Origin of the sequence: Salmonella sp. SAL04157, from assembly GCF_046551635.1 — a bacterium.
In the GTDB taxonomy this organism is placed as follows: Bacteria; Pseudomonadota; Gammaproteobacteria; order Enterobacterales; family Enterobacteriaceae; genus Salmonella; species Salmonella enterica.
The window spans coordinates 55,402-80,600 of record NZ_JBGDVS010000008.1 but is presented as its reverse complement, the minus strand read 5'-3'; the positions used below and the strand labels follow the sequence as shown (position 1 = coordinate 80,600).

General features: G+C 52.3%; 25 protein-coding genes. 5 read left to right on the top strand and 20 right to left on the bottom strand.

The genetic code is table 11. The annotated features are described in order from the left end of the window. The first annotated feature begins 150 nt into the window (after positions 1 to 150). A complete protein-coding gene (yfcC, locus tag ACLJRE_RS17250; protein ID WP_000117932.1) occupies positions 151 to 1,671 on the top strand; it encodes a putative basic amino acid antiporter YfcC in 1,521 nt (506 codons plus the stop codon). 48 nt (positions 1,672 to 1,719) lie between these two features. Here yfcC and ACLJRE_RS17245 read toward each other — a convergent pair whose 3' ends face one another. The 5 genes from ACLJRE_RS17245 to ACLJRE_RS17225 form a co-directional block, all read right to left on the bottom strand. Beyond that, entirely contained in the window at positions 1,720 to 2,673 is a 954-nt protein-coding gene (locus ACLJRE_RS17245; protein WP_000593025.1) for a transketolase family protein, read from the bottom strand. Further along, positions 2,666 to 3,496, bottom strand: a complete 831-nt coding sequence (locus ACLJRE_RS17240) for a transketolase (RefSeq protein WP_001103271.1) — start codon at positions 3,494 to 3,496, stop codon at positions 2,666 to 2,668. The genes ACLJRE_RS17245 and ACLJRE_RS17240 overlap by 8 nt, the downstream gene beginning before the upstream one ends. Beyond that, entirely contained in the window at positions 3,493 to 4,884 is a 1,392-nt protein-coding gene (locus ACLJRE_RS17235) for a PTS ascorbate transporter subunit IIC (protein ID WP_001522266.1), read from the bottom strand. Before ACLJRE_RS17235 ends, ACLJRE_RS17240 begins: the two co-directional genes overlap by 4 nt. A gap of 20 nt (positions 4,885 to 4,904) precedes the next feature. Continuing rightward, positions 4,905 to 5,177, bottom strand: coding sequence for a PTS sugar transporter subunit IIB (locus ACLJRE_RS17230; protein WP_000699818.1), 273 nt, complete (start codon positions 5,175 to 5,177; stop codon positions 4,905 to 4,907). A gap of 80 nt (positions 5,178 to 5,257) precedes the next feature. Continuing rightward, entirely contained in the window at positions 5,258 to 5,701 is a 444-nt protein-coding gene (locus tag ACLJRE_RS17225) for a PTS sugar transporter subunit IIA (RefSeq protein WP_000901810.1), read from the bottom strand. A gap of 252 nt (positions 5,702 to 5,953) precedes the next feature. On the opposite strand from ACLJRE_RS17225, the gene ACLJRE_RS17220 reads away from it, so the two are divergent. Beyond that, the gene (locus tag ACLJRE_RS17220; protein ID WP_000026949.1) at positions 5,954 to 6,973 is read left to right on the top strand and encodes a LacI family DNA-binding transcriptional regulator; all 1,020 of its coding nucleotides are present in this window, start codon (positions 5,954 to 5,956) and stop codon (positions 6,971 to 6,973) included. A gap of 5 nt (positions 6,974 to 6,978) precedes the next feature. On the opposite strand, the gene yfcD is transcribed toward ACLJRE_RS17220, so the two are convergent. Genes yfcD through yfcF form a run of 3 tightly spaced genes read right to left on the bottom strand, consistent with a single transcriptional unit; the run spans position 6,979 to position 8,841 of the window. After that, positions 6,979 to 7,533: an NUDIX hydrolase YfcD gene (yfcD, locus tag ACLJRE_RS17215; RefSeq protein ID WP_031610635.1), complete on the bottom strand. Its 555-nt coding sequence runs from the start codon at positions 7,531 to 7,533 to the stop codon at positions 6,979 to 6,981. 56 nt (positions 7,534 to 7,589) lie between these two features. After that, positions 7,590 to 8,141: a phosphodiesterase gene (gene yfcE / locus ACLJRE_RS17210; protein ID WP_000772458.1), complete on the bottom strand. Its 552-nt coding sequence runs from the start codon at positions 8,139 to 8,141 to the stop codon at positions 7,590 to 7,592. A 55-nt stretch (positions 8,142 to 8,196) separates the two neighbouring features. After that, positions 8,197 to 8,841 (bottom strand): glutathione transferase, encoded by a 645-nt coding sequence (gene yfcF / locus ACLJRE_RS17205; RefSeq protein ID WP_000043010.1) that lies wholly within the window; start codon positions 8,839 to 8,841, stop codon positions 8,197 to 8,199. 142 nt (positions 8,842 to 8,983) lie between these two features. On the opposite strand from yfcF, the gene yfcG reads away from it, so the two are divergent. After that, a complete protein-coding gene (gene yfcG / locus ACLJRE_RS17200; RefSeq protein WP_000566563.1) occupies positions 8,984 to 9,631 on the top strand; it encodes a GSH-dependent disulfide bond oxidoreductase in 648 nt (215 codons plus the stop codon). A gap of 125 nt (positions 9,632 to 9,756) precedes the next feature. Beyond that, on the top strand, positions 9,757 to 10,650 hold the full coding sequence (locus ACLJRE_RS17195; RefSeq protein ID WP_001166272.1) for a TIGR01777 family oxidoreductase: 894 nt from the start codon (positions 9,757 to 9,759) through the stop codon (positions 10,648 to 10,650). Between the two features lie 51 nt (positions 10,651 to 10,701). On the opposite strand, the gene hisP is transcribed toward ACLJRE_RS17195, so the two are convergent. The 10 genes from hisP to ACLJRE_RS17145 form a co-directional block, all read right to left on the bottom strand. Beyond that, a complete protein-coding gene (hisP, locus tag ACLJRE_RS17190; protein WP_023212349.1) occupies positions 10,702 to 11,475 on the bottom strand; it encodes a histidine ABC transporter ATP-binding protein HisP in 774 nt (257 codons plus the stop codon). Between the two features lie 13 nt (positions 11,476 to 11,488). Beyond that, entirely contained in the window at positions 11,489 to 12,196 is a 708-nt protein-coding gene (gene hisM / locus ACLJRE_RS17185; protein WP_000569757.1) for a histidine ABC transporter permease HisM, read from the bottom strand. Beyond that, positions 12,193 to 12,879: a histidine ABC transporter permease HisQ gene (locus tag ACLJRE_RS17180; protein ID WP_000965498.1), complete on the bottom strand. Its 687-nt coding sequence runs from the start codon at positions 12,877 to 12,879 to the stop codon at positions 12,193 to 12,195. The genes hisM and ACLJRE_RS17180 overlap by 4 nt, the downstream gene beginning before the upstream one ends. A gap of 182 nt (positions 12,880 to 13,061) precedes the next feature. Further along, a complete protein-coding gene (gene hisJ / locus ACLJRE_RS17175) occupies positions 13,062 to 13,844 on the bottom strand; it encodes a histidine ABC transporter substrate-binding protein HisJ (RefSeq protein ID WP_000731868.1) in 783 nt (260 codons plus the stop codon). Positions 13,845 to 14,081: 237 nt separating this feature from the next. After that, entirely contained in the window at positions 14,082 to 14,864 is a 783-nt protein-coding gene (gene argT, locus ACLJRE_RS17170; protein ID WP_000754418.1) for a lysine/arginine/ornithine ABC transporter substrate-binding protein ArgT, read from the bottom strand. A 288-nt stretch (positions 14,865 to 15,152) separates the two neighbouring features. Beyond that, positions 15,153 to 15,722, bottom strand: a complete 570-nt coding sequence (locus ACLJRE_RS17165) for a UbiX family flavin prenyltransferase (protein ID WP_000825682.1) — start codon at positions 15,720 to 15,722, stop codon at positions 15,153 to 15,155. Between the two features lie 26 nt (positions 15,723 to 15,748). Further along, complete coding sequence (locus ACLJRE_RS17160; RefSeq protein WP_000380353.1) at positions 15,749 to 17,155, bottom strand: amino acid permease; 1,407 nt, start codon at positions 17,153 to 17,155, stop codon at positions 15,749 to 15,751. 63 nt (positions 17,156 to 17,218) lie between these two features. After that, a complete protein-coding gene (locus ACLJRE_RS17155; RefSeq protein WP_015406425.1) occupies positions 17,219 to 18,322 on the bottom strand; it encodes an alanine/ornithine racemase family PLP-dependent enzyme in 1,104 nt (367 codons plus the stop codon). A gap of 1 nt (position 18,323) precedes the next feature. Then, positions 18,324 to 19,745 carry an APC family permease gene (locus ACLJRE_RS17150; protein WP_000072512.1) on the bottom strand — a complete coding sequence of 474 codons (1,422 nt, stop codon included), beginning with the start codon at positions 19,743 to 19,745 and terminating at the stop codon, positions 18,324 to 18,326. 90 nt (positions 19,746 to 19,835) lie between these two features. After that, positions 19,836 to 21,233 (bottom strand): diaminopimelate decarboxylase family protein, encoded by a 1,398-nt coding sequence (locus tag ACLJRE_RS17145; RefSeq protein WP_000132306.1) that lies wholly within the window; start codon positions 21,231 to 21,233, stop codon positions 19,836 to 19,838. A 210-nt stretch (positions 21,234 to 21,443) separates the two neighbouring features. On the opposite strand from ACLJRE_RS17145, the gene ACLJRE_RS17140 reads away from it, so the two are divergent. Beyond that, the gene (locus ACLJRE_RS17140) at positions 21,444 to 22,871 is read left to right on the top strand and encodes a sigma-54 interaction domain-containing protein (RefSeq protein ID WP_000168925.1); all 1,428 of its coding nucleotides are present in this window, start codon (positions 21,444 to 21,446) and stop codon (positions 22,869 to 22,871) included. 35 nt (positions 22,872 to 22,906) lie between these two features. Here the strand turns inward: ACLJRE_RS17140 and purF are convergent, their stop codons facing one another. Next, positions 22,907 to 24,424, bottom strand: coding sequence for an amidophosphoribosyltransferase (gene purF / locus ACLJRE_RS17135; protein ID WP_000334205.1), 1,518 nt, complete (start codon positions 24,422 to 24,424; stop codon positions 22,907 to 22,909). Between the two features lie 37 nt (positions 24,425 to 24,461). Continuing rightward, positions 24,462 to 24,950: a colicin V production protein gene (gene cvpA, locus ACLJRE_RS17130; protein WP_000262102.1), complete on the bottom strand. Its 489-nt coding sequence runs from the start codon at positions 24,948 to 24,950 to the stop codon at positions 24,462 to 24,464. Positions 24,951 to 25,199: the final 249 nt, after the last annotated feature.

The following is a 25,199-nucleotide window of genomic DNA, read 5'->3' as shown; positions in this document are numbered from 1 at the left end:
GGCCGGATAAGACGCGTTAGCATCGCCATCCGGCATTCTGCTATTTACCCTGCAAAGCGGAATTTTTTGCTTAACTGCGCTGCATCAATGAATAACTATTCCCTTCTTCTCATACTTAGCCTCTTTGCTTTGCAACAGGGATAGTCTGTCATGTCTGTCGTTACAGAATCAAAAACAGCCAGAAAATGGGCAATGCCCGATACGCTGGTCATCATCTTTTTTGTCGCCATTTTAACCAGTATCGCCACCTGGGTCGTCCCCGTTGGGATGTTTGATAGCCAGGAAGTGCAGTATCAGGTCGATGGCCAGACAAAAACCCGCAAAGTCGTCGACCCGCACTCTTTTCGCATTGTGACCAATGAGGCCGGGGAAGCGCAGTATCATCGCGTACAATTTTTCACTACCGGCGATGAAAGACCAGGGCTGATGAATTTTCCGTTTGAAGGGTTAACATCCGGATCGAAATTCGGCACTGCCGTCGGCATTATTATGTTTATGTTGGTGATTGGCGGCGCATTCGGCATCGTGATGCGTACCGGCACCGTGGATAACGGCATTCTGGCGCTTATTCGCCACACGCGGGGCAACGAAGTCCTGTTTATTCCGGTGCTATTTGTCCTCTTTTCGTTAGGGGGCGCCGTATTTGGCATGGGCGAAGAGGCGGTCGCCTTTGCAATTATCATAGCCCCGCTGATGGTCAGGCTGGGCTATGACAGCATTACCACCGTCCTGGTGACCTATATCGCCACCCAAATTGGCTTTGCCAGTTCGTGGATGAACCCTTTCTGCGTAGTCGTCGCCCAGGGGATTGCCGGCGTGCCGGTACTTTCCGGCTCCGGGCTGCGTATTGTGGTCTGGATTGTCGCCACGCTGATTGGGCTGGTTTTTACGCTGGTCTACGCCTCACGCGTGAAAAAGAATCCGCTGCTTTCCCGCGTCCACGAATCCGATCGCTATTTCCGCGAACAGCAGGATGAAGTCGTCCAGCGCCCTTTCACCTTCGGTGACTGGCTGGTACTGCTGGTCCTGACCGGCGTAATGATTTGGGTCGTCTGGGGTGTGATTGTCCACGCCTGGTTTATTCCGGAGATCGCCAGCCAGTTTTTCACCATGGGCGTGGTGATCGGCCTCATCGGCGTTATCTTCCGCCTCAACGGTATGACGGTCAACGTGATGGCGTCCTCATTCACCGAAGGGGCGAGGATGATGATCGCGCCCGCCTTGCTGGTGGGTTTTGCCAAAGGCATTCTGCTGCTGGTCGGCAACGGCGAAGCCGGGGAACCCAGCGTGCTCAATACGCTGCTTAACAGTATCGCGCATGGCATCAGCGGGCTTAATAATGCTATCGCCGCCTGGTTTATGCTGCTCTTCCAGGCGGTATTTAATTTCTTTGTCACGTCCGGTTCGGGTCAGGCGGCATTAACCATGCCATTACTGGCGCCGCTCGGCGATCTGGTCGGTGTTAACCGTCAGGTGACTGTTCTGGCCTTCCAGTTTGGCGATGGCTTCAGCCATATTATCTATCCGACATCAGCTTCGCTGATGGCCACGCTGGGCGTGTGCCGGGTCGATTTTCGCAACTGGCTGAAAGTGGGAGCGTCGCTGCTGGGACTACTGTTTATTATGTCCAGCGTGGTCGTCATTGGCGCGCAGATGATGGGATATCATTGATCCAAAATGCCGGATGAGCATCAGCGCCATCCGGCAATATCTCCATGATTAAAGCAGTGATTTCGCGGCTTCTACAATCGCTGCGGCGGTGAGTCCGTACTCTTGTTGTAAGAAATCCTGCGTTCCTACCTGCCCATAACGCTCTTTGACGCCAACACGGCGCATCGGCACCGGGCAGTTTTCCACCAGCACTTCCGCCACCGCTGATCCCAGTCCATTATGGATGCTGTGGTTTTCACACGTGACGATACGCCGCGTTTTTTCCGCGTAGTTTTTCACCAACATGCGATCGATAGGCTTTAAGGTGAACATATCAATGACTGCGGCGCTCACGCCTTCCTGCTCCAGTTGGCGCGCCGCCTCCAGCGCCTCCGCCACCATAATGCCGTTGGCGATAAGCGTAATATCATCGCCCTCGCGCAGTACGTTGCCCTTGCCAATGGTAAAGGTAGAGCCTGGCGCATAGATACTCCGCGCCTGCTTACGGATGGTACGTAGCCAGTAAAAACCGTCCAGGTCCATTAGCTGGCGTAAAATATCCGCGAACATCACCGCATCCGTCACCTCCAGTACTACGGAGTGCGCCAGCCCGCGAACAATCCCCATATCTTCAAAAGACATATGGGTGCCGCCGTTATGGCACGCTGTCACTCCGGCATCGGAGGCGATCACTTTGACGTTGTTACGCTGATAATCCAGCGCCATAAAAAGCTGATCAAAACAGCGGCGGCTGGCAAAAGCGGTAAAAGTATGCACAAACGGTTTACGACCGGTCAGCGCCAGCCCCGCCGCAGTGCCAATCACATTCGCCTCCATAATACCGCAGTTAATGACATGCTGCGGGTAGTCACGCGCCACGCTGTCCATCGCCATTGAGCTCATTAAATCAGCCTCAAGCGCAATAATTGGGCTTCCGGCCTCAATCTGCCCGGCGACAAAACCGGCGTAAACTTTGCGCATTTCGATATCGTCTTTAAGCCCTGCGGGCGCAAGCTTAATCATGCATGACCTCCAGTTGATGAATGGCCTCATTGAGCGTCTGCTTCATGCCATCCGTCAGGCGTAAGTGGTGAGAATTCGTTAACTGCTCCAGGCATGGCACCCCCTGCCCTTTAATGCTGTCAAGGATCACAACCCGTGGCTGGGCATCGGCGGGTGGCACAGGCTGAACCACCGCCAGTAGTCCGGCGATATCATCGCCTTTGACTGTGACGACATCGAAACCAAACGCGCGGAATTTCCCTTCCAGATCGAATGGATTGATAATCTCCTCCAGCTCGCCGTCAAGCTGCTGTTTGTTCCAGTCAATGAAAACGGTCAGATTATTCAGGCGGTGGTGGGCAATAAACTGAAACGCCTCCCAGCACTGCCCTTCATTGAGCTCGCCATCGCCGACAATGCAAAATACCCGGTTGGATCGCCGCGCCAGTTTATGCGACAGCGCCATACCGCCCGCAATAGAGATGCCCTGTCCCAGTGAGCCGGTCGTGGCGTCCACGCCGCGCGTTTTTAGCCGATCCGGATGGCTGGGAAGACGGGTGCCGTTCTGGTTAAGCGTATTCAGCTCTTCGCGCGGGAAATAGCCTTTAATCGCCAGGGTACTGTACAACGCGGGGCCCGCATGGCCTTTCGACAGTACGAAGTAATCGCGCTCCGGCCAGTCCGGGTCGGCAGGGTCGATTTTCATCACCGCGCCGTACAGAACCGCCAGAGTTTCCACTACCGACATGCTGCCGCCATAGTGACCAAAGCCAAGATGGTTTAAGGATTTGAGCGTGGCGACGCGAATGTCGCGCGCCAGTTGGGTGATTTCGGTTACGTTCATTCTTTCGCTCCGCTATTTTCCTGCACTTCGGCAGTCGCTTTTTTGTTTTTGGCCAACACGTTGTACGCCACCAGTAGCGCGAATAGCGCCACCACCAGCCCCGTGATAGCCATCGGCGACAGATAACGCGCCAGGTTACCCAGCAAAATACCGATTACGCCAAAGTCAGCATCCGAGAACGTGGTATTGGCGAAGCCGATCGCGCCGAGAACCGGCAGTAACAGCACTGGCAGGAAAGTGATTAATAGACCATTAGCAAATGCGCCGATCATCGCCCCGCGGCGACCGCCGGTGGCATTGCCAAAGACGCCTGCGGTCGCGCCGGTAAAGAAGTGCGGCACAACGCCTGGCAGGATCAACACAAGCTTCATCTGTCCAAGCAGGAACAACCCCACCAGCCCACCGAGAAAACTGAACAGGAAGCCAATCAGTACCGCGTTAGGGGCATAGGGATACACCACCGGGCAGTCCAGCGCCGGACGCGCGTTTGGCACCAGTTTTTCTGAAAATCCGGTAAAGGCCGGAACAATTTCCGCCAGAATCAGACGGACGCCTTGCAGAATGATGAATACGCCGGCGGCGAAGGTGATTGCCATGATGATGGCGTACACCAGATAGTTTTGCCCGCCGCTAAACGTCGCTTCGACATACTCACGCCCTGCGCTGACTGCCATGATCAGATAGATAATCATCATGGTCAGCGAAATCGAGATAGAACTGTCGCGTAAAAAACTGAGGTTTTTCGGCAGGTTCATCTCTTCCGTGGAGCGGGAACCTTTACCACACAGGCTGCCAATCCAGCCGGAAAGCACATATCCCAGGGTACCGAAGTGACCAAACGCAATGTCATCGGTACCGGTAATCCGCCTCATATAACGTTGGGCCAACGCCGGGAAGAAGGCCATCACCAGCCCCAGGATCAGCGATCCGGTGAAGACCAGCCCTACACCCTCAAACCCCGCCACGGTCAGGATTACGCCAATCATACAGGCCATGTAAAAGGTGTGATGCCCGGTCAAAAAGATATATTTAAGACGCGTAAAGCGCGCCACGACAATATTGGCCACCATACCAAATGCCATAATTAACGCCGTGGACGCGCCATATTTTTCCAGCGCGATTGAAACTATCGCTTCATTATTAGGAATAATGCCCTGAATATTAAAAGCGTGTTCAAACATACCCCCTAGCGGGTTTAATGAACCCACCAGTACGGTTGCGCCACCGCCAAGCACAATAAAACCTAAAATAGTTTTAATCGTGCCTTTTACCACATCGGAAAACGCTTTTTTCTGCGCCACCAGACCAATCAGCGCAATTAACCCTACAAGCACCGATGGCACTTTTAAAATATCAACAACAAAATTCAGCGTTTCAAGGATAAACATATCCACCTCGCCAGCAATAATTATTGTTTAGCGAACCATGCGCGCAGCTGCGTTTCCAGTTCGTTGATGTCGATGATGTTATTGATCACCACCAGTTGGCTTTCCGGTACGCTAGCGCTGGCCGCAATATCTTTGGCCATTACAAAAAGATCGGCGGCCCCGGGCGTGGCCGATGAGAGATCGGAGTGTTCCACTTCAGCGTCAATATTGAGTTTCTTTAATACTTTTTTAATGTTCATTTCTACCATAAAACTACTACCCAGGCCGGAACCGCAAATTGCCATGATTTTCATTATTGTCACCTTTTAAAAGTAGAGTTGGTCTGCATCACGCACGGGCGTAATGTTATTTACCGCAAGAAAATGGAATAAAATCAGAAACGGTCAATAATCGTTTTAATGTCCTCCAGGTTTTTTGCCTGATGTAATTTTTCCATATCTACATCACTGGAAAATAATTCCGCCAGCGCCGATATCATTTCGATATGACTGTGCTTATCAGGCGCCGCCAGCATAATAATGATGTCAACCGGATCGAATTCGTCTGCGCCAAATGAAACGCCGCGCTGTAGTTTCAGTAACGATAAACCTAACCCTTTCGCCCCCTCTTCCGGCCTCGCATGCGGCATCGCTAACCCTGGCGCTAATACATAATACGGCCCAAGCTTTTGGTGCTGCTGAACAATCGCCGTAATGTATTCCGGTGCGATAACACCTGCGTCCAGCAGGGGTTTGCCGCAAATTTCCAGCGCCTGCGGCCACGTTTCCACGCTCTCCTGTAGCGTGATGGTTGCGTCAGATAACCAGGTTCCCAGCATGTTATTCGCCCCCACGGTGTATGAAATTATGAACAAACTTTATTCAAGCCATTCGATATTAGCTGCGATCGTTATCACAAAGATAGCGCTACCAGCGACTATTACTCAGAATTGTGATAGCGCTATCAAATTAAAATCATGGTGTGAAATCACAGCAAAAAAGCGGATTTAAGGCGTATACTGCCAATTATGCGAAGCAAAGAACGACAATAAAAAAGCATCTCAACATGTTGTAATGACGCAGGAATTTGTATGTCGATACCCCGTAAACGGCGCAGTACCGGTAAAGTGACTATCGCCGATGTAGCCCAACTTGCCGGTGTAGGCACGATGACCGTATCACGAGCCTTACGCACGCCGGAACAGGTCTCTGATAAACTCCGGGAAAAAATCGAAGCGGCAGTGCATGAGCTGGGCTATATGCCTAATCTCGCCGCCAGCGCGCTGGCGTCTGCCTCCTCGCACACCATCGCGATGGTCGTACCGAACCTTGCGGAAGCGGGGTGTTCTGAAATGTTCGCCGGGCTGCAACAAATTTTACAGCCCGCTGGCTACCAGATTATGCTGGCGGAATCGCAGCATCGCGTGGAACAAGAGGAGAAGCTGCTCGAAACGCTGCTGGCCTCCAACATTGCCGCGGCGATTCTGCTTAGCGTCGAACATAGCACTACCGTGCGCCAGTGGCTGAAAAATGCCTCTATCCCGGTGATGGAGATGGGCGCGATTCGCAGCGATCCTATTGATATGAATATCGGTATTGATAACGTTGCGGCAATGTATGAGCTGACGGAAATGCTGATTCAGCGCGGTTATCAGAATATCGGGCTGCTATGCGCCAATCAGGAGCAGTGGATTTTTCAGCAACATCTGCACGGCTGGTACAAAGCGATGCTTCGCCACCATATGTCGCCAAACCGGGTGATTAATGCCGCCTTGCCGCCCAATTTTTCTACCGGCGCGTCGCAACTGCCGGAGTTTTTACTGGCGTGGCCGGAGCTGGACGCGCTGGTATGCGTATCGGATGAGCTGGCCTGCGGCGCGTTATACGAGTGCCAACGACGGCGGATCAAAGTTCCGGACGATTTAGCGGTGGTCGGGTTTGGCGATAGCGATGTCAGCCGGGTCTGCCAGCCGCCGTTAACCACCATGGCCGTACCGCACCGTAAGATTGGCAGTGAAGCCGGACGGGCGCTGTTGGAAAGGTTAAATCAGGGAAACTGGAGCGATCGAAAATCCATCGCCTCCAGTTTATGTATGCGGGAAAGCTGCTAAAACGCTTATTCCGTCTCTTCCGGTTTCTCCTGGAGCGCGGCTTCGTTTTTGGCGTTGCGGGTCATCCACAGCGCCAGCGCTTTGAGCGAGTCCGGCGTAAACTCATCACAGCGCGCGGTGATCTCCTCCGGAGTCAGCCAACACACTTCGCTGACTTCATCTTCCTGAAGCGCGAAAGGCCCGTGGGAAACGCAGCTAAACAGAGCGCCCCAAACCCGGCAATGTGGGTCTTCAAAGTAAAACAGACCGTGTTCGGCAAACGGCACGCCTGCAATACCCAACTCTTCTTCCGCTTCGCGGCGGGCAGATTCCAGTAGCTGCTCATCAGCCTGGACCACGCCGCCTGCGGTAGCATCTAACATACCGGGCAAAAAATCTTTTGTTTCGGTACGACGCTGCACCAGAATTTTACCCATACCATCATGAACGACGATATACGTCGCACGATGCCGTAAGCATTGCGCACGCATCTGTTCCCGGCTGGACTGTGCAATGACTTCATTGTCTTCATTCACAATATCCACCCATTCCGTACTTGCCAAACGACGCTGTTCCACCATCAGGAAACCTTCTTATTTCTGGCGCTCTTACGGCGCATTTACGTTTGTGAGGTAAATTACGAGTTAATTGCAACCTGCGCAATGATACTTTGATCATTGAGTGCGATTACGCTCAACACATTATCATCCAGAATACCGTAGCTTGCCGCATACCCGCCTTTCGGGATGCTCACTGACCCAGGATTAAAGTGATACAGTCCTTCCTGCTGTTGCGCCACCGGCAGATGCGTATGACCATAGACCAACACATCGCCAGTATGCAGAGCGGGCAGATTCGTCGGCCCGAAGAGGTGCCCATGCGTTAAAAATAGCCGCCTCTCTTGCGTCAATATTTGCTGCCACGGCGCTGTTATCGGGAAATGCAGCAGCATCTGATCCACTTCGCTATCGCAGTTGCCGCGCACGGCAATGATTTGCGTCGCCACCGCGTTCAGGCGTTCGGCGACCTGGGCGGGCGCATAGCCTTCAGGCAGCGCATTGCGCGGCCCGTGGTTAAGGACATCGCCTAATATCACCAGCCAACGCGCGCCGCTTTGCGCGAACCGCTCAAGCACGCGTTCCGTGGCGGGTAAAGAACCATGAATGTCCGATGCGAACATCAGTTTCATCGCTCACTCCTCGTTGTGAAAAACGGCGTTATGATACTGGAATATGAATAGATTTTCAGCCTGAACGCTTCGAGGAAAGCGCAATAAAACGCTGTACGGAAGCACGCTGCCACTGGAATGTCGCATACGCCGCCAGCGACGCCGGCACGTCATCGCCATGCAGCGCCAGACGATTGATCATCAATGCCAGATCGGTATCGGCAATGCACCATTCACCAAATAAATTTTGCGTTCCCTGCCCCAATAGCGCTTCAGCCGTCGCAAACAGTTTTGCCGCACTGGCTTTTCCAGCCTCGCTTAGCGGCGCTTTTTTCGCCCCGGCAAACACCACGTCGGTAGGCCGTTCTTCGCGAAGCGGCAGTAAATCGCTGCGTAGCCACGCCTGAATCTGTCGCGCGCGGGCGCGTTTTTGTAAATCGTGCGGGTAGATACGCTCCCACTGCGGCGGCGCGAAACGCTCCTCCAGGTATTCCGCAATAGCGGACGACTCGCTCAGCTCAAAATTGTCGGCCTCAAGCACCGGTACGCGCTGCGTCAGCGCATATCCCCGCCAGCCAGGTTGCAGATGTTCTCCCTGGTCCAGATCGCGAGTTTTCAGAGTAAAGGAAAGCCCTTTTTCTTGTAATGCCACCCAGGCGGACAAGACGTAGGGAGAGAAAAAGTTCGCATCCGACCACAGCACAATAACAGGCTTACTCATAATGTCCTCTTGAGGGCGTATTAGGTTTCTTCCCAAAATATAGCGTCTTTCGCCTGCTGTCACCTGATGAAAACTCACACACATCAGGAGGCTTTCTATACTTAATTCAGCCCAGACTCTTTACGCATATGCAGGAGCCAAAATGATTGACCTTTACTACGCCCCCACGCCCAACGGGCATAAAATAACGCTGTTTCTGGAAGAGGCGGAGCTGGCGTATCGTTTGCTAAAAGTAGATATCAGCAAGGGCAATCAGTTTCGCCCTGATTTTTTGGCTATCTCTCCCAATAATAAAATTCCTGCCATCGTCGATCACGCCCCGGCAGACGGCGGTCAACCGCTTAGTCTTTTTGAATCCGGCGAAATTCTTCTCTACCTGGCGGAAAAAAGCGGCAAACTGCTTAGCGGGGAGCTGCGTGAACGCCATACCACGCTGCAATGGCTGTTCTGGCAGGTCGGCGGGTTAGGGCCGATGCTGGGCCAGAATCATCACTTTAACCACTTTGCGCCGCAGGCCATCCCCTATGCGATTGAACGCTATCAGGTTGAAACGCAACGCTTATACAACGTCCTGAATAAACGCCTGGAAACCTCCCCGTGGCTGGGCGGCGACCACTACAGTATTGCGGATATCGCCAGTTGGCCGTGGGTTAACGCACATCAGCGTCAGCGAATCGATCTTGATACCTACCCGGCGGTGTATAACTGGTTTGAACGCATTCGCACGCGTCCTGCGACAGCGCGCGCACTGTTACAAGCGCAACTGCACTGTAACAGTACGAAAGCGTAACGCGGTAGCATACATCATGTATGATGTAGAGGTGTATACACGGAAAAAACCTGCGTCCGGCACCCTTATTCGTATTAAAAACCTGACATTAGGGAAGAGGAAATCCTCCCTACTCTGGAGGTCATATGCAGATTCTGATTACCGGCGGTACGGGCCTGATAGGGCGTCATCTCATTCCCCGGCTGTTAACACTGGGGCATCAGGTGACGGTCGTTACGCGCAATCCCGATAACGCGCGTCAGATTCTCGATTCCAGAGTGACATTATGGAAAGGGCTGGCGGAACGTGAGCACCTCAATGAGATTGATGCCATCATCAATCTGGCGGGCGAACCGATTGCCGACAAGCGCTGGACGTCGCAACAAAAAGAACGGTTGTGCCAAAGCCGCTGGGCTATCACGCAAAAGTTGGTGGATTTAATTCATGCCAGCGCAACGCCGCCCTCGGTGTTGATATCCGGCTCCGCCACGGGCTATTACGGCGATCTGGGCGACGCTGTCGTCACTGAAGATGAGCCGCCGCACAACGAATTTACGCATAAACTTTGCGCCCGCTGGGAACAGATTGCCTGTCGTGCGCAGAGCGACCAGACCCGCGTCTGCCTGCTGCGTACCGGCGTTGTCCTGGCGCCGCAAGGCGGGATTCTGGGGAAAATGGTTCCGCCGTTTCGCCTCGGGCTCGGCGGTCCGGTGGGTAATGGTCGACAATATCTGGCCTGGATTCACATCGACGATATGGTCAACGGCATTCTGTGGCTGCTGGATAACGATCTTCGCGGTCCCTTCAATATGGTCTCGCCGTATCCCGTCCATAATGAGCATTTTGCTCATGCGCTGGGTCGCGCGCTGCGCCGTCCGGCGATTATTCGCATTCCGGCGACGGCAATTCGCTTATTGATGGGAGAGTCGTCAGTGCTGGTATTGGGCGGACAGCGGGCGCTGCCAAAACGGCTTGAAGCCGCCGGATTCGCATTTCGCTGGTATGATTTAGAAGAGGCGCTGGCGGATGTGATTCGCTAGTTCCTAAAGCGCCGTATCCTGCCCGGTAAGCGATGCGCCGCCGGGCTTCTTTTATTTCAGCGAGCCTTTCAGGAATTGCTGTAAACGCGGGCTTTGCGGGTTGCCGAACACCTGCTCCGGATCGCCCTCTTCTTCAATTTTCCCCTGATGCAGAAAAATAACGTGCGAAGAGACATGGCGAGCGAAGCCCATTTCATGCGTGACCACCACCATCGTTTTGCCTTCTTCCGCCAGTTGTTGCATGATGCGCAACACTTCGCCGACCAGTTCAGGATCGAGCGCCGATGTGGGTTCATCGAACAGTAAAACGTCAGGTTCCATCGCCAGCGCACGCGCAATAGAAACGCGCTGCTGTTGGCCGCCGGAGAGATGGACGGGATATTTGCCCTGAGCGCGCTCATCAATCCCCACCTTCGCCAGATATTTCAACGCCCGCTCGTGCGCGTCGTGCTTGCTTAATCCCAGTACCTGAATCGGCGCTTCCATCACATTTTCCAGCACCGTCATGTGGCTCCAGAGGTTGAAGTGCTGAAACACCATCGTCAGGCGGGTACGCAACAAGCGTAGCTGATTTTTATCCGCCACTTTGAGCTGCCCGTCTTTATCGCGGACCAGATTAATGTTCTGACCGTTCACGATAATCGCGCCTTCGCTCGGTTTTTCGAGGAAGTTAATACAGCGCAAAAAAGTACTTTTACCGGAGCCGGACGAGCCGATAATGCTAATCACATCTCCGGCGCGGGCCTGCAGCGATACCCCTTTCAGCACTTCATGACCGCCGTAGCGTTTGTGCAAATCGATAACGTGTAATTTATTTTCTGACATCATGTTACTCGAATTATTTAGAGGACACGTGCTGCAACCAGCGTCTTTCCGCCCGACGGAACAGGCTTATCAGGACATACGAAATGAGTAAATACAACACGGCGGCAATGCCAAACGCGGTAAACGGCTGGTAAGTCGCTGAGTTAATATCGCGGGCGATTTTCAACAAATCCGGCACCGTCGCGGTAAACGCCAGCGCCGTAGAGTGCAGCATTAAAATCACTTCGTTGCTGTAGGCAGGCAAGGCGATGCGTAATGCCGACGGCAAAATAATGCAGCGATACATTTTAAATGACGAGAAGCCATAGGCCCGTGCCGCTTCAATTTCACCGTGCGGCACCGAGCGAATCGCCCCGGCGAAAATTTCCGTGGTGTACGCGCAGGTATTCAGCGTCAGCGCCAGTACGGTACAGTTCAGTCCGCTGCGGAAAAACGCGTTAAGAAGATCGGTGCCTTTGACTATCTCCAGCGTATACATCCCCGAATAGAACACCAGTAGCTGTACGTACAGCGGCGTGCCGCGAAAAATATACGTAAACAGCCAGATGGGAAAACGGATGAATTTATTACTGGAAACGCGACCTACCGCCAGAACCACCGCCAGAAGACCGCCCATCACCACCGATGAAATTAACAACCACAGCGTAATCGCCACGCCGGTAAAACGATAGCCATCCGTCCACAGCAGGGATTTCCAGTACTCCTCAATGATCTCAATCACAAATCGGCCCTCTTCACGCCCACGGAATAGCGACGCTCAAGTAAGAGCAGCACACCATTGGAAACGGTGGTAAATACCAGGTAGATAAGTCCACAGACCACGGCAAAATAGAAAGGCTCCCAGGTGCTTTTACCAGCAAGCTGCGTGGCTTTGACGACATCTTCCAGGCCCAGCAGCGACACCAGCGCCGTCGCTTTGAGTATCACCTGCCAGTTATTGCCGATCCCCGGCAGGGCGTAACGCATCATCGCCGGGAACATAATCCGCCGGAAGGTTTGCCCGTGGGTAAAACCAAAAGCCGTCGCCGCCTCGATATGGCCTTTCGGCACCGCCATAAACGCGCCGCGAAAGGTTTCGGTAAAATAGGCGCCGTAGATGAAACCAAGGGTGATAATACCGGCCACCATCGGATCAATATCTATCTGGTCGATACCCAGCGAATCGGTCACCACGTTAAGCGCGATTTGCAATCCGTAAAATATCAGCAGCATTAAGACCAGATCCGGCACCCCGCGAATCAGGGTGGTGTACCCTTCAAAAATAAGCCCCGTTACCCGGTTTTGCGAAAGCTTCGCCCCCGCGCCGACGAGACCAATAAGCACGGCCAGCACAACGGAACTGAGCGCCAGTTCCAGCGTGACGATCGCGCCCTGTAAAATTACGCCTGAAAACCCGTACAACATGCAGCCTGTCCTGTTGTGTGTGGTGAAGTAAGAAGCCTCTTTTGCATTTTTGCCTCACATCACGCCGGATGGCGGCTGTGCCTTGCCCGGCCTACGATGCTCCCCGTAGGCCTGACACGCACAGCGCCATCAGGCAATGCAGACAGTCAACATTCTTTGGGCTTTATCTGCACCGACGGTGATTAACCGCCATAAACATCAAAATCAAAGTACTTTTTCGCCAGCTTTTCGTAAGTACCGTCAGCACGCATTTCAGCAAAGGCTTTGTTCAGCGCTTCGCGCAGCTCGTTATCCTCTTTGCGCAGCCCCATACCGGTTCCTACGCCGAATAACTTCTCATCTTTCACCGCCGGGCCGCCGAATTTATAGTCTTTTCCGACGGGCTGTTTAAGGAAACCTTCGCTGGCCGCGACCTCGTCCTGGAACGCTGCATCAATACGACCCGCCGTCAGATCGGAATAAATGTTGTCCTGCCCCTGGTAAGAGACGATCTCAATCCCTTTCGGCGCCCAGTGCTCATTGCCGAAGGTCTCCTGCGTCGTCCCCTGTAGCACGCCGACGCGCTTGCCTTTCAGCGACGCGACGGTCGGCTGAATATCAGAGTTCTTCGCCACCACCAGACGGGAATCAGCGGCGTAAAGCTTGTCGGTAAACGCGATTTCCTGCTGGCGCTTTTCAGTGATGGACAGCGAGGACATGATGGCATCAATTTTCTTCGCTTTTAAAGACGGAATCAGCGCATCCAGCGGGTTTTCCACGAACGTACACTGTGTGTTGATACGTTTGCACAGCTCTTTGGCCAGATCGATATCAAAGCCGACCAATTCACCTTGTGCATTTTTGGATTCAAACGGTGCGTAAGTTGGATCGGTACCGATACGAATCTTTTGTGGAATAGCGGCAAATGCTGCGGTAGCGCTGGAAAATGCCAGCACCAGAGAAAGGGATAACGCCAGTTTTTTCATAACTATCCTCAACAGACTGTCTTTCCAGGAGATCTTTACAGATCCGATGCGACTATCGTGCCATTAATCAGGCCGACAAGGCAAAGCATTCTACCTTGTCAGCCGGTTTATTTTGCATAAAAATCGATTAAGTATGCATTTATGTGCCTGTTCCGCAACGGCTTATGCACCAAAAAGGTGCAAAACATCTATTTTGCACCGTGATAGTTCCCCATCGCGGCGCGTTATCCCCTTCCCTCAATCGCCGTAGACATTAAAATCGAAGTACTTTTTGGCCATTTTGTCGTAAGTTCCGTCCTGGCGCAGTTCGGTCAGCGCTTTATCAAACGCGGCTTTTAGCTCGGTATCGTCTTTGCGCAGCCCAACCCCCGTCCCGTCGCCAAAATATTTTTTATCCTTCACGGAAGGACCGGCAAACGCATACTCTTTGCCCGCTGGCTGCTTCAGGAATCCTTCGCTGGCGGCGACTTCATCCTGCAATGCGGCATCCAGACGACCGGCGGTTAAATCGGAATAGATAAGATCCTGGTTGGCATAAGCCACCACATCCACACCTTTAGTGCGCCAGTTATCATTGGCGTAAGCCTCTTGCGTGGACCCTTGCAGCACGCCGACATGCTTGCCTTTCAGCGATTCCAGCGTCGGCTGAATGGGAGACCCTTTTGCCGCAATCAGGCGTGAATCCGCCGCGTAAAGTTTGTCGGAAAACGCAATTTCTTGCTGGCGTTTATCGGTGATAGAGAGCGATGAAATAATGGCATCAATTTTTTTCGCTTTTAGTGAGGGAATAAGCGCATCAAAGTCGCTGGCGACCCAGGTACATTTCACCTGCATACGCTTACACATTTCATTACCGAGATCGATATCAAAGCCAATAAAGTCGCCTTTGGCATCTTTCGATGAGAAAGGCGCGTAGGTGGTATCTGTTCCAATACGAACCGTTTGCGGAAGCGCGGCGTAACTGGCCGCCGTCGCGCCCAGACCTATCAGCAAAGACAAAGCGAGAACGGTCTTCTTCATACATACCCCTCAAGTAGCGTTATTTTCTTATGTTTTACGTGGTGTTGTGTGTTTGCAGACTTTTTCATGCAGGTCTTATGCCATTTTCACGTCAGCAAAACGATTCGACGTTAAATTTGTTAATAAAACGTTGCAATATTGTCCTGATGTTGAAGATAGCAGGTATGACGGTTGAACCGCAGCGTTTCGGCGGCTTTTAACGAATTAAATGTTGAGGATATGATCGCGGTTACAAAATTGCCCTGAAACAGGGCAACAGGGACAATAATGCACGCTAAACAGACAACGCTATGCGCCCTGCCAGCGAACAAAAAGATCGTGCGGAAGGGGGATATCAAACTGATCCAAAACTCGGTTAACCGTTTGATTTATAACATCATCTAACGTCTGAGGAAGATGATAAAAAGCCGGAACCGGCGGCATAATCACCGCGCCTATCTCAGCGGCCTGGGTCATTAAACGCAAATGCCCGATATGCAGCGGCGTTTCGCGCACACACAGCACCAGAGGTCGCCGCTCTTTTAATATCACATCCGCCGCGCGGGTAAGCAGTCCGTCAGTATAACTGTGGACAATCCCAGACAGCGTTTTAATCGAACAGGGCAAGATAACCATTCCCGCCGTCGGGTAAGAGCCCGAGGAAATGCTGGCGGCAATGTCGCGCGCATCGTGCGTCACATCGGCCAGCGCCTGCACCTCGCGCAGCGAAAAATGGGTCTCCAGCGCCAGCGTTTGCCGGGCCGCCTGGCTCATCACCAGATGCGTTTCCACGCTATCGACATCGCGCAAAATTTGTAATAAGCGCACGCCATAAATCGCTCCGCTGGCGCCGCTAATTCCTACAATGAGTCGTTTCATGTTCTCTTACCGTTTACGAGCGCCGTTCATCCCACTGTGTTACGTAATCGGCTCAAAGTGGGTCTGAAGAGATACCATGACAAAAGAATCCCTATCATAAAAGCCAGCTCAACCAACATTATCACTACCCCTTGCTCACTAAACCAGGTGCCGACCATAATGGCAAAATTGGTGATAATGACAAATCGGGCCGTCCAGGGGAAAAGCGGCGATCGATAGCGTAGCAAATCGCTGGCGTACGTTCCATTACGCACCGATTGTCGGAAGCGATACTGGCACCATCCGATGGTTATCCATGCCAGGCAACCCACCTGCCCGGTACTGGCGATCAGATATAAATAAAATTGCTGTGCGGGAATATAGCGGGTCAGCAACGACACCAACGCCAGCAAGGCCGTGATTAAAATAGCATACACCGGCACGCCGCCGCCGTTCGTTTTACCAAAGCAGGCTGGCGCAAAGCGATCGCCCGCCATAGACCACAGCATACGCGAACTGGCGTAAATGGCCGAGTTAGCGGCAGAAACCGCGGCGGAAAAGATCACCAGCGTCATCAGCGTATCCGCCCCCGGAATGCCCGCGTGGGAGAATACCCATACAAAGGGACTTTGTCCATTTGGCGTCAGTTCATGCGGATAGACCAGCGCCAGCACCGCAATCGCCAGGCCGTAAAACAAAATGATTCTGAGACCGATCCCCAGGATCACTTTCGGTAAAATAATGTGCGGCGATTCGGTCTCCCCTGCCGCATTTCCTACCAGTTCCACCCCCTGGAAGGAGTAAATCACGATCGTCATACAGACCACAATTTGCTCCCAACCGTGGGGAAACCACATTCCGTCTATTTTTAACGTCGGGTGCCAGTCACTATGGCCCATTAGCGAGTAGATCATGACCCCGCCCGCGCAGATAAACAGCACGATCGCGAAGACCTTAATGGCCGAAAGCCAGTATTCGCATTCGCCAAAACTTTTTGCGGAGGTGAGATTGATAGCCGTCAGGATGAGCAGAATCGCCAGGCAGAACATATATACCGGAACCGCGGGGAAAAACTGGTGAGCAATAAACCCTGCGGCAGTGAGGTCGGCTGCCAGGGAAAAGACCCAGCTAAACCAGTAAAGCCAGCCAATGGTATAGCTCCAGCAAGGTGACGGCATAAACATCAGCGCGTAATGTTGAAATGAACCGGAGTGAGGAAAGGCGCATGATAATTCGCCAAGACACATCATCGTTGCCAGCATAATGGTTCCGGCAAACAGATAGGCCAGTAAGGTTCCCGCCGGCCCGACGCTGCTTAACGGTTCGGCAATGCCGATAAATAAGCCGGTGCCAATCGTGCCGCCCAGCGACATCATCAGCAGATGCCGTTTCTTCAGGTTACGCCGCAGACCGCCTTCAGGCTCTGCTGGCGGTGATTGTTGCAGGGTATCCATCGTTACTCCCTGTCTTTCGTGAGGTCAAAGATGCCGCCGCGACATAGCCGCGGCGGTTATGCGTTAACGCGTAAACCTCCAGGCGACGCCTTTGGTCTGGCAGGCCATTAACAGGCCCGTATAATCCAGCTCAAAGCGAACCACATCGCCTACTTTTAGCGACTGACGACAATCTTCAATATCCACCAGCGTATGATCGCTGGTTTGCCCTAAGATAGTGATAGCGTCGTCGCATGGCACACAGTTATCCGACGGCACATCCTGGCGCCCAAACGCCAGCAATGCGCGTCGGCGTATGCCACGATCGACAAAGGTTTTACTTTGCAAAAAGGCATCGACGCCCAGCACCCCGACCGGGACGGTCGGTTTACTGTTCAGTTCGATGATTTCCGCTTCCAGGATATACATATCGGAACAGGCTTTATCGACCGGTTTTGCGGAGTGGTGAAATTCATTCAGGTATTTCATGTCCACATATTCAATGCCGAATTCATGCAGTCCGCCGATGCGCAGATGATTCAGCCCCTGCGGCCAGATACCTTTATCCAGCAGGTGATAGCTGGTGCAATTTCCCGCAGAAAGCCGCCGGACAGGAATACCGCTGTCGGCTTCCAGCCGGGCGGCCAGCGCCAGAAAATCCTCGCCATTTTTTACCGTTGGCAACACGGTGCCGTAACAATTAAAGTTGGTGCCCAGTCCATATAATTCCAGACCGGGCAGACCAGTAATCAGAGTCACGGTCTCAAGAATGCGTTGATATTCACCAAACCAGATACCCTCGCGTAAATCGCCCATATCCACCATCAGTAATACCTGATGCGTTTTCCCCTGGCGTTGGGCTTCCTGCGATAATGCCCGTAATACCACCGGCTCGCTATTTAAACTAATATCCGCGTAGCGCACCACATCTTCGATTTCACTCAGACACGGGCTGCGTAACAGGCAGGTCGTACATCCTGTCTCGCGTATTTTTTTCAAATTATAGGTTCGTGATTCAGCAATAACGGTAATTCCACCGTTGAATACCGCCTGCGCGGTTTCCACGCAGCCGTCAAAAACTTTATTGACAGCCATCACGTCAATACCGCTGCTTGCCAGCAGAGCTTTTTCCGTGCGGGCGTTTTCTTCCAGCTTGCGTAGATTTATTTCCAGAACTGGCATATACATTTTATTTTCCTCCCGCCATGCTTAAACGGGCATTACGTTTCTGCGCCCGATGGTAAATGTACTCCGCGACGACAACCGCCAGCACGGCTCCGCCAATAATCTTCCCGGCGTACTGGAAATATCCGCCCATATCAATTTGAGAAGGCGGAATAAATAACAGCGCAACGGCAAAGGCGATAGAAAGAAAACCCAGCGCGGGTAAAATAGCTGGTAAAACCTTGCCCGGAATTTTAAAACTTCTTGGCGTATCCGGCTGAGTCTTACGTAAACGCCAGAACGCCGGGAACATCACCAGATAAGGAATAAAATAGGTGATGGTCGTTAGCGCCGTTAACATCCAGTAAGCCGCCGCAACGCTTGGCGAAATAAAAGTCGAAAAACACAGGACCGTGACAATAATCGCCTGTACAGTCAAGGCAAAGGCGGGCGTTTTCCACACCGGATGTAATTTGCCGATTCGGTCCCCCAGCAGATTATCTTCACGCGAGGCTTCCTGGAGCATATAAATCGGCCCCACCAGCCAGGAGTTAATCTGCCCGAGTGCGCCAAAAAACATACAGATGGCCATAACAGGAATTAACCACGGCATATGCAGCGTGTCCGCAGCAGCATGCATAGCCTGCATGACGCCTGCCACGATGTCGGTTTTCCCGGCGGGTAAAAGCGTGTTTAGCGCCCAGGTGCCGACCATATAGATCCCAACGATAACGGCGGCGGAGACGGCCATCGCTCGCGGAAAATCACGCTGTGGATTACGGGTACGCCCGGCAATCATCGGGGCGACCTCCAGTCCGGCAAACGCAAACATCATGCTGGATAAGAAAACGATCGTATCCCAGTGTCCGAGATCCGGAATCCAGTTTTTCGCTGTAGTGTAGTCCGTCTGCATCTGGTGTCCGGTACATAGCCATACCACCGCCAGTAAAATGAGGATGGCGGAGGGAATAAATACGCCGCACCAGGCGCTGATGCTATTAATAATTTTTGTCCATTCCATCCCGCGGATATTCATCAGCGTTAATAGCCAGAAAATTACCGCGGAACCAATACCGATAAATGCTTTATTTTCCGCCAGGCCGCCGCCGATCATATAGCCCAACGCGGTAAAGCCGAATTGCAGCATTAATGGGAAAAACAGTACGCAGGAAAAGAGAAAACAAACCACGACAATCCATGCAATACGTTTACCAAATGCCTCTTTAATCCAGACAAATATCCCGCCATCTTTCGGCCAGCCGGTTGACAGCTCGCCGCATACCATCGCTAAAGGAAAAAACAAGCAGAATGCGGCTATCACCCATAGCAACATGGCCGATGCCCCGTAAGGCGCCACGTTAGGGATTTGCCGCAAACTCAGAATAGCGATGACATTCATAAAGACAATGTCTTTGATGCCAAGTAAGCCAGAATTCGTGTTACTCATGGCCATCTCCTGTTATGCATTCAGGCATCACTGCCCTCTTCTTATCATCTGACGACGGGCTTCAGCATGAAACTGAAGCCCAAAACAGTATTAATAAATGTCGTACTTGACCATGTCTTCGTAACTGTCTTCCCGACGAATCAGACGCGTTTCACCATTTTTATCGATCATCACCACGCCCGTGCGCGGACGGTTGTTATAAACGGTTTGACTTTCAATGGTGTATGCCCCGGCATCAAGAAACGCGACAATATCGCCAACATGAGTCTCCTTCGGCAGTAAAAACTCTTCGCCTTTCACTCCCATGTGGAAATAATCTCCGCCATCACACAGCGGCCCGGCTAATTTTATCCAGGCGTCGTGCGCTGCCGTCATGCGAGAGGCGTTATAGACATAAAAGAACCAGTCAAAATGCTGGCTGTCAGAGAGTACGCTGTAACCAGCGTCGACAAATTTCCATTCAACGTGGCATTCCACATTGCCGTTAAGATCGTAATTTGTTTTACGTTTTTCGCAGGAGACTTCCGTCAGTAAAACCGCCGCCGACCCGGTCACTTTACGTCCCGGTTCAATACATATTTCCACATCGGTACGCCATTTATGCACTTCGCGAATGACCGCATCGGCAAAATCCTGGGCGGTAATACCGGCATACATATTATCTTTTAACGGGTCGCCATTCTCGTCGTCATATTTATAGGGAACCGGAATTCCGCCGCCCACGTTGATCAAATCAAATTTAATACCGAGCACCTCTTCCAGGCGACGGGATTCATCCACCAGCACTTTAGTCGCTTTTGCGAAAGGCTCTGACTCCGGCACCTGATCGCCCACATGCATATGCAAGCCGCGCAAATGCACATAAGGCATCGCCAGAATGCGGCGGCAGGTTTCTTCCGCCTGTTCCAGGTCGAGACCTGACTTCGCATGGAAAGCGGTAACCAGTTCCGCATGCGTCGCCGAGGGAACATTCGGCTCTACACGGACGCAAACATTGGCGACTTTCTTCAGCTTGCGAGAGATGGCATCAATATGTTCCAGCTCATACAGGCTATCAACATTAATAAGATACAGATCGTTGGCGATGGCATATTCCAGATCGGCAGGCTTTTTCACCACGCCGTTGAAGACGATCTGATCGCCGCGAAAGCCTATCTCCAGGCACTTGCGAACCTCATATTGTGAGTTTGCCTCCGCGCAAATTCCGGCGTCACGAATGGCTTTCAACACCCCCATGACCGAGCAGGTTTTTGACGCAAAGAAGGTTTTGGTATTTTTATGCGCCGCAAATGCCTGCTGGATTTCATGAATGTTACGAATAATCTCCGGCTCAGAAAACACATAGAACGGCGTGGGGTACTGGCGCGCCAGTGCGTCCAGATCGACCCCTTCAAAACACAAATGACCGTCTTTGTGCTGGAAACGGCGATCGCCGTTGATTACCTGCTCACGTAGCTGGTTGTAATTCTGCATAATCGAGTCAGTCATAACGCCCTCTGCTTAATGTTTATGGTAAAAATCCGCATTCTTTACAGGGATAAAGCAAAAGGCATGCCACTATTTTTTATCAAAATAATCAACTACTTATAAAAATAAGCTTTTTCTCATTTTCGTCATTGAGTTTGCTATTCATCACAACGACGAAAATTCGTCAATTTTATAATGACAACATGAACAATAGATATGAGGAATGCGTGTATGGCATCCACCAATCAGGAACTGGCCTCGGCGCTCAGGATGTTTTCCCGCTTTTTCGATTTGATTCATCAGCCGTTGGCCGTCATTAATGAGCGTGGTGAATACGTTTACTACAATCAGGAAAGCGCGGATCTGGACGGCTACAGCATTGAACGGGCAATGGGAAAACATATGCTGGATGTCTATCCGGGCATGAAAGAGACCCAAAGTACGATGCTTTCATCGTTAAAAAAAGGCGTGGAATACATTGGCCATTATCAAATTTATTACAATGCGCGAGGCCAGGCCGTTGACTATCAGCACACCACCGCGCCGCTCTATGCAAGCGATGGCGGCATGGTCGGCGTTATCGAAATCGGCAGGAATATGTCTGGCGTCAGGCGGCTCCAGGAGCAGGTGGTAGAACTGAACCAACTGCTGTATGCCGATCACCATGAGAAGCACCATGCCATTATTACCGAAAACCCGGAAATGCTCAGTAATATCGCCAAAGCCAAACGGCTGGCCGCCAGTAATATTCCGGTGACGATTGTCGGGGAGACGGGAACGGGTAAGGAGCTATTTTCCCGCCTGATCCATCAATGCAGCAAGCGGGCGAATAAACCATTTATCGCCCTGAACTGCGGCGCTCTACCGCCTACGCTTATCGAAAGTACGCTTTTCGGCACCGTGCGCGGCGCCTATACCGGCGCGGAAAATAGCCAGGGCTATCTGGAACTGGCAAACGGGGGAACGCTCTTTCTTGATGAGCTGAACGCCATGCCGATAGAGATGCAAAGTAAGCTGCTGCGATTCTTGCAGGATAAAACCTTCTGGCGGCTCGGCGGACAACAGCAACTCCACTCTGATGTCAGGATCGTTGCCGCCATGAACGAAGCGCCCGTCAAATTAATTCAACAAGAACGTCTGCGGGCAGATCTTTTTTATCGGTTGAGCGTCGGAATGTTGACGTTACCGCCGCTGCGCGCCCGCCCGGAAGATATTCCCTTACTGGCGAATTATTTTATTGATAAATACCGTAATGACGTGCCGCAGGACATTCACGGATTAAGCGAGACGGCGCGTGCTGATCTGCTCAATCACGCCTGGCCGGGTAATGTCAGGATGCTGGAAAACGCGATTGTACGCAGCATGATCATGCAGGAAAAAGACGGGCTGCTGAAACACATCATTTTTGAACAGGACGAGTTAAATTTAGGCGTACCGGAAACCGCGCCGGAAAATCCCCTTCCCTCGTCACCCGATCCACAGTATGAAGGGTCGCTGGAGGTACGGGTTGCCAACTACGAAAGGCATTTAATAGAAACCGCGCTGGATACGCATCAGGGGAATATTGCCGCCGCGGCCCGCAGCCTTAACGTATCGCGCACCACGTTACAGTACAAAGTACAAAAATACGCTATTCGCTTCGGCGTGGTGCGTAATTGACATCGGCCAGCGGCATTGCGCCGCTGGCAAAGCCATTAGCCTTCGTTATGCATTTCCAGGTTTTCCATTTCGTTCTGGAACAGCACCGCTTTGGCGTCGTCATTACGTAATGAATCCAGGAAGTCGAGGTATTGCTGGTCTACGTCTTTGGTGACATATACCCCGTTAAATACCGAACATTCAAACTGCTGGATATCCGGGTTTTCCGCGCGTACGGCTTCGATCAGATCGTTTAGATCCTGGAAGATAAGCCCGTCTGCGCCGATGATCTGACGAATCTCATCCACCTCGCGACCATGCGCGATCAGCTCATTGGCGGTCGGCATATCAATGCCATAGACGTTAGGGAAACGAATTTCCGGCGCGGCGGACGCCAGATAAACCTTCTTCGCGCCGGCTTCCCGGGCCATCTCGATGATCTGCTCTGATGTGGTGCCACGCACGATGGAATCATCCACCAGCAGGACGTTCTTATCGCGGAATTCCGCGCGATTAGCATTGAGCTTACGGCGCACGGATTTACGGCGTAGCTGTTGGCCCGGCATGATAAAGGTACGTCCCACGTAACGATTTTTGACAAATCCCTGGCGGTACGGCTTGCCGAGAATACGGGCAATTTCCAGTGCGATATCGCAGGAGGTTTCCGGGATAGGGATCACGACGTCGATGTCCAGATCTTCCCATTCACGAGCGATTTTTTCGCCAAGTTTGGTGCCCATATTCACACGAGCGCTGTAGACGGAGATCTTGTCGATAAAGGAGTCCGGGCGAGCAAAATAAACGTACTCAAACAGACAGGGGTTACTGACCGGGTTATCCGCGCACTGGCGCGTGAACAGTTGCCCCTTTTCGGTAATATAGATAGCTTCGCCCGGCGCGACATCGCGCAGGAATTCAAAGCCCAGCGTATCCAGCGCCACGCTTTCAGAAGCGACCATATACTCCGTACGACCATCGCCAACGTCACGCTTGCCCAGCACTAATGGGCGAATGCCGTGCGGATCGCGAAAAGCCACCATACCGTGACCGATAATCATCGCCACGCAGGCATAGGCGCCGCGAATTTGACGGTTGGTCGCGGCAATCGCGGCAAAAATATTGTCGGCTTCCAGCGGATAGTGACGGAAGTTGTCGAGCTCGCTGGCGAAAATATTGAGCAGGATTTCGGAATCGGAGGTGGTGTTGATATGACGGCGCTTTTCTTCAAACAGCTTTTTACGTAGCTCATGCGCGTTAGTCAGGTTGCCATTATGGGCCAACGTGATGCCATACGGCGAGTTAACGTAAAAAGGTTGCGCTTCCGAAGCGCTGGAGCTGCCTGCGGTAGGGTAGCGTACATGGCCAATCCCCATGTTGCCCTGCAAACGCTGCATGTGGCGAGCTTCAAAAATATCGTTCACCAGTCCGTTTGCCTTACGCAAGCGGAAGCAGTTATTCGCATCAATGGTGATGATACCGGCAGCATCCTGACCTCGATGCTGGAGCACTGTTAACGCGTCATAAATCGACTGGTTGACCGGCATAACACCGGCGATACCGACAATACCGCACATACGTCATTTTCCTCGTTAAGCCACATCTCAGAACCTGTTACGTCCTGGGCAAGAAACTCGACGAGCTTTGCAGATAGTCAAAGAACCATCTGATGATGAAGCTGAACTGCGGGATGAGCTGCGATTTGCTCCAGTCTTCGCTTTTCGACAAGCCGGTAAAGGTATCAAGGAAGAACAGAATGGCGGCGACAATCAGCGCCCCTCGCAGTGCGCCGAAACAGATCCCCAACACCCGGTCAGTTCCCGACAGGCCGGTCTTTTCTACTAGCTGACCTATCACAAAATTCACGATAGCGCCGACGATAAGCGTCGCGATAAACAGTACCGCGATAGCAATCCCATTACGAACCAGTTCGTCTTCAAAGCCCGTAAACCAGACAGACAGGTAAGTGTAGTAGTGACTGGCGACAAAGAAAGCACAACCCCACGTCACCAGCGATAACGCTTCACGAACAAAGCCGCGGATTAGGCTAACCAGACAGGAAAAAGCAATCACCGCGATAATGGCGTAATCAATCCAGACCATAGATGTCCCACGATTTTACGCCCTGTCGTCCTGTTCGGGGCGCATTCTAACAGAAAAAGAAAACGTTTGCGTAGGGATTTCCTTCCCACGCGTAAATAAAAATGGCGCTGAAAAAATATTCAACGCCATCACACTTTTTATCTCTTCGGGCACGACCAGAAGAGCTGCCATCGGCCTGATAAGCGCAGGATACCAGGTTTATTCCTTCTGCCGGATGGCGGCGTAAACGCCTTATCCAGCCTACAGAAC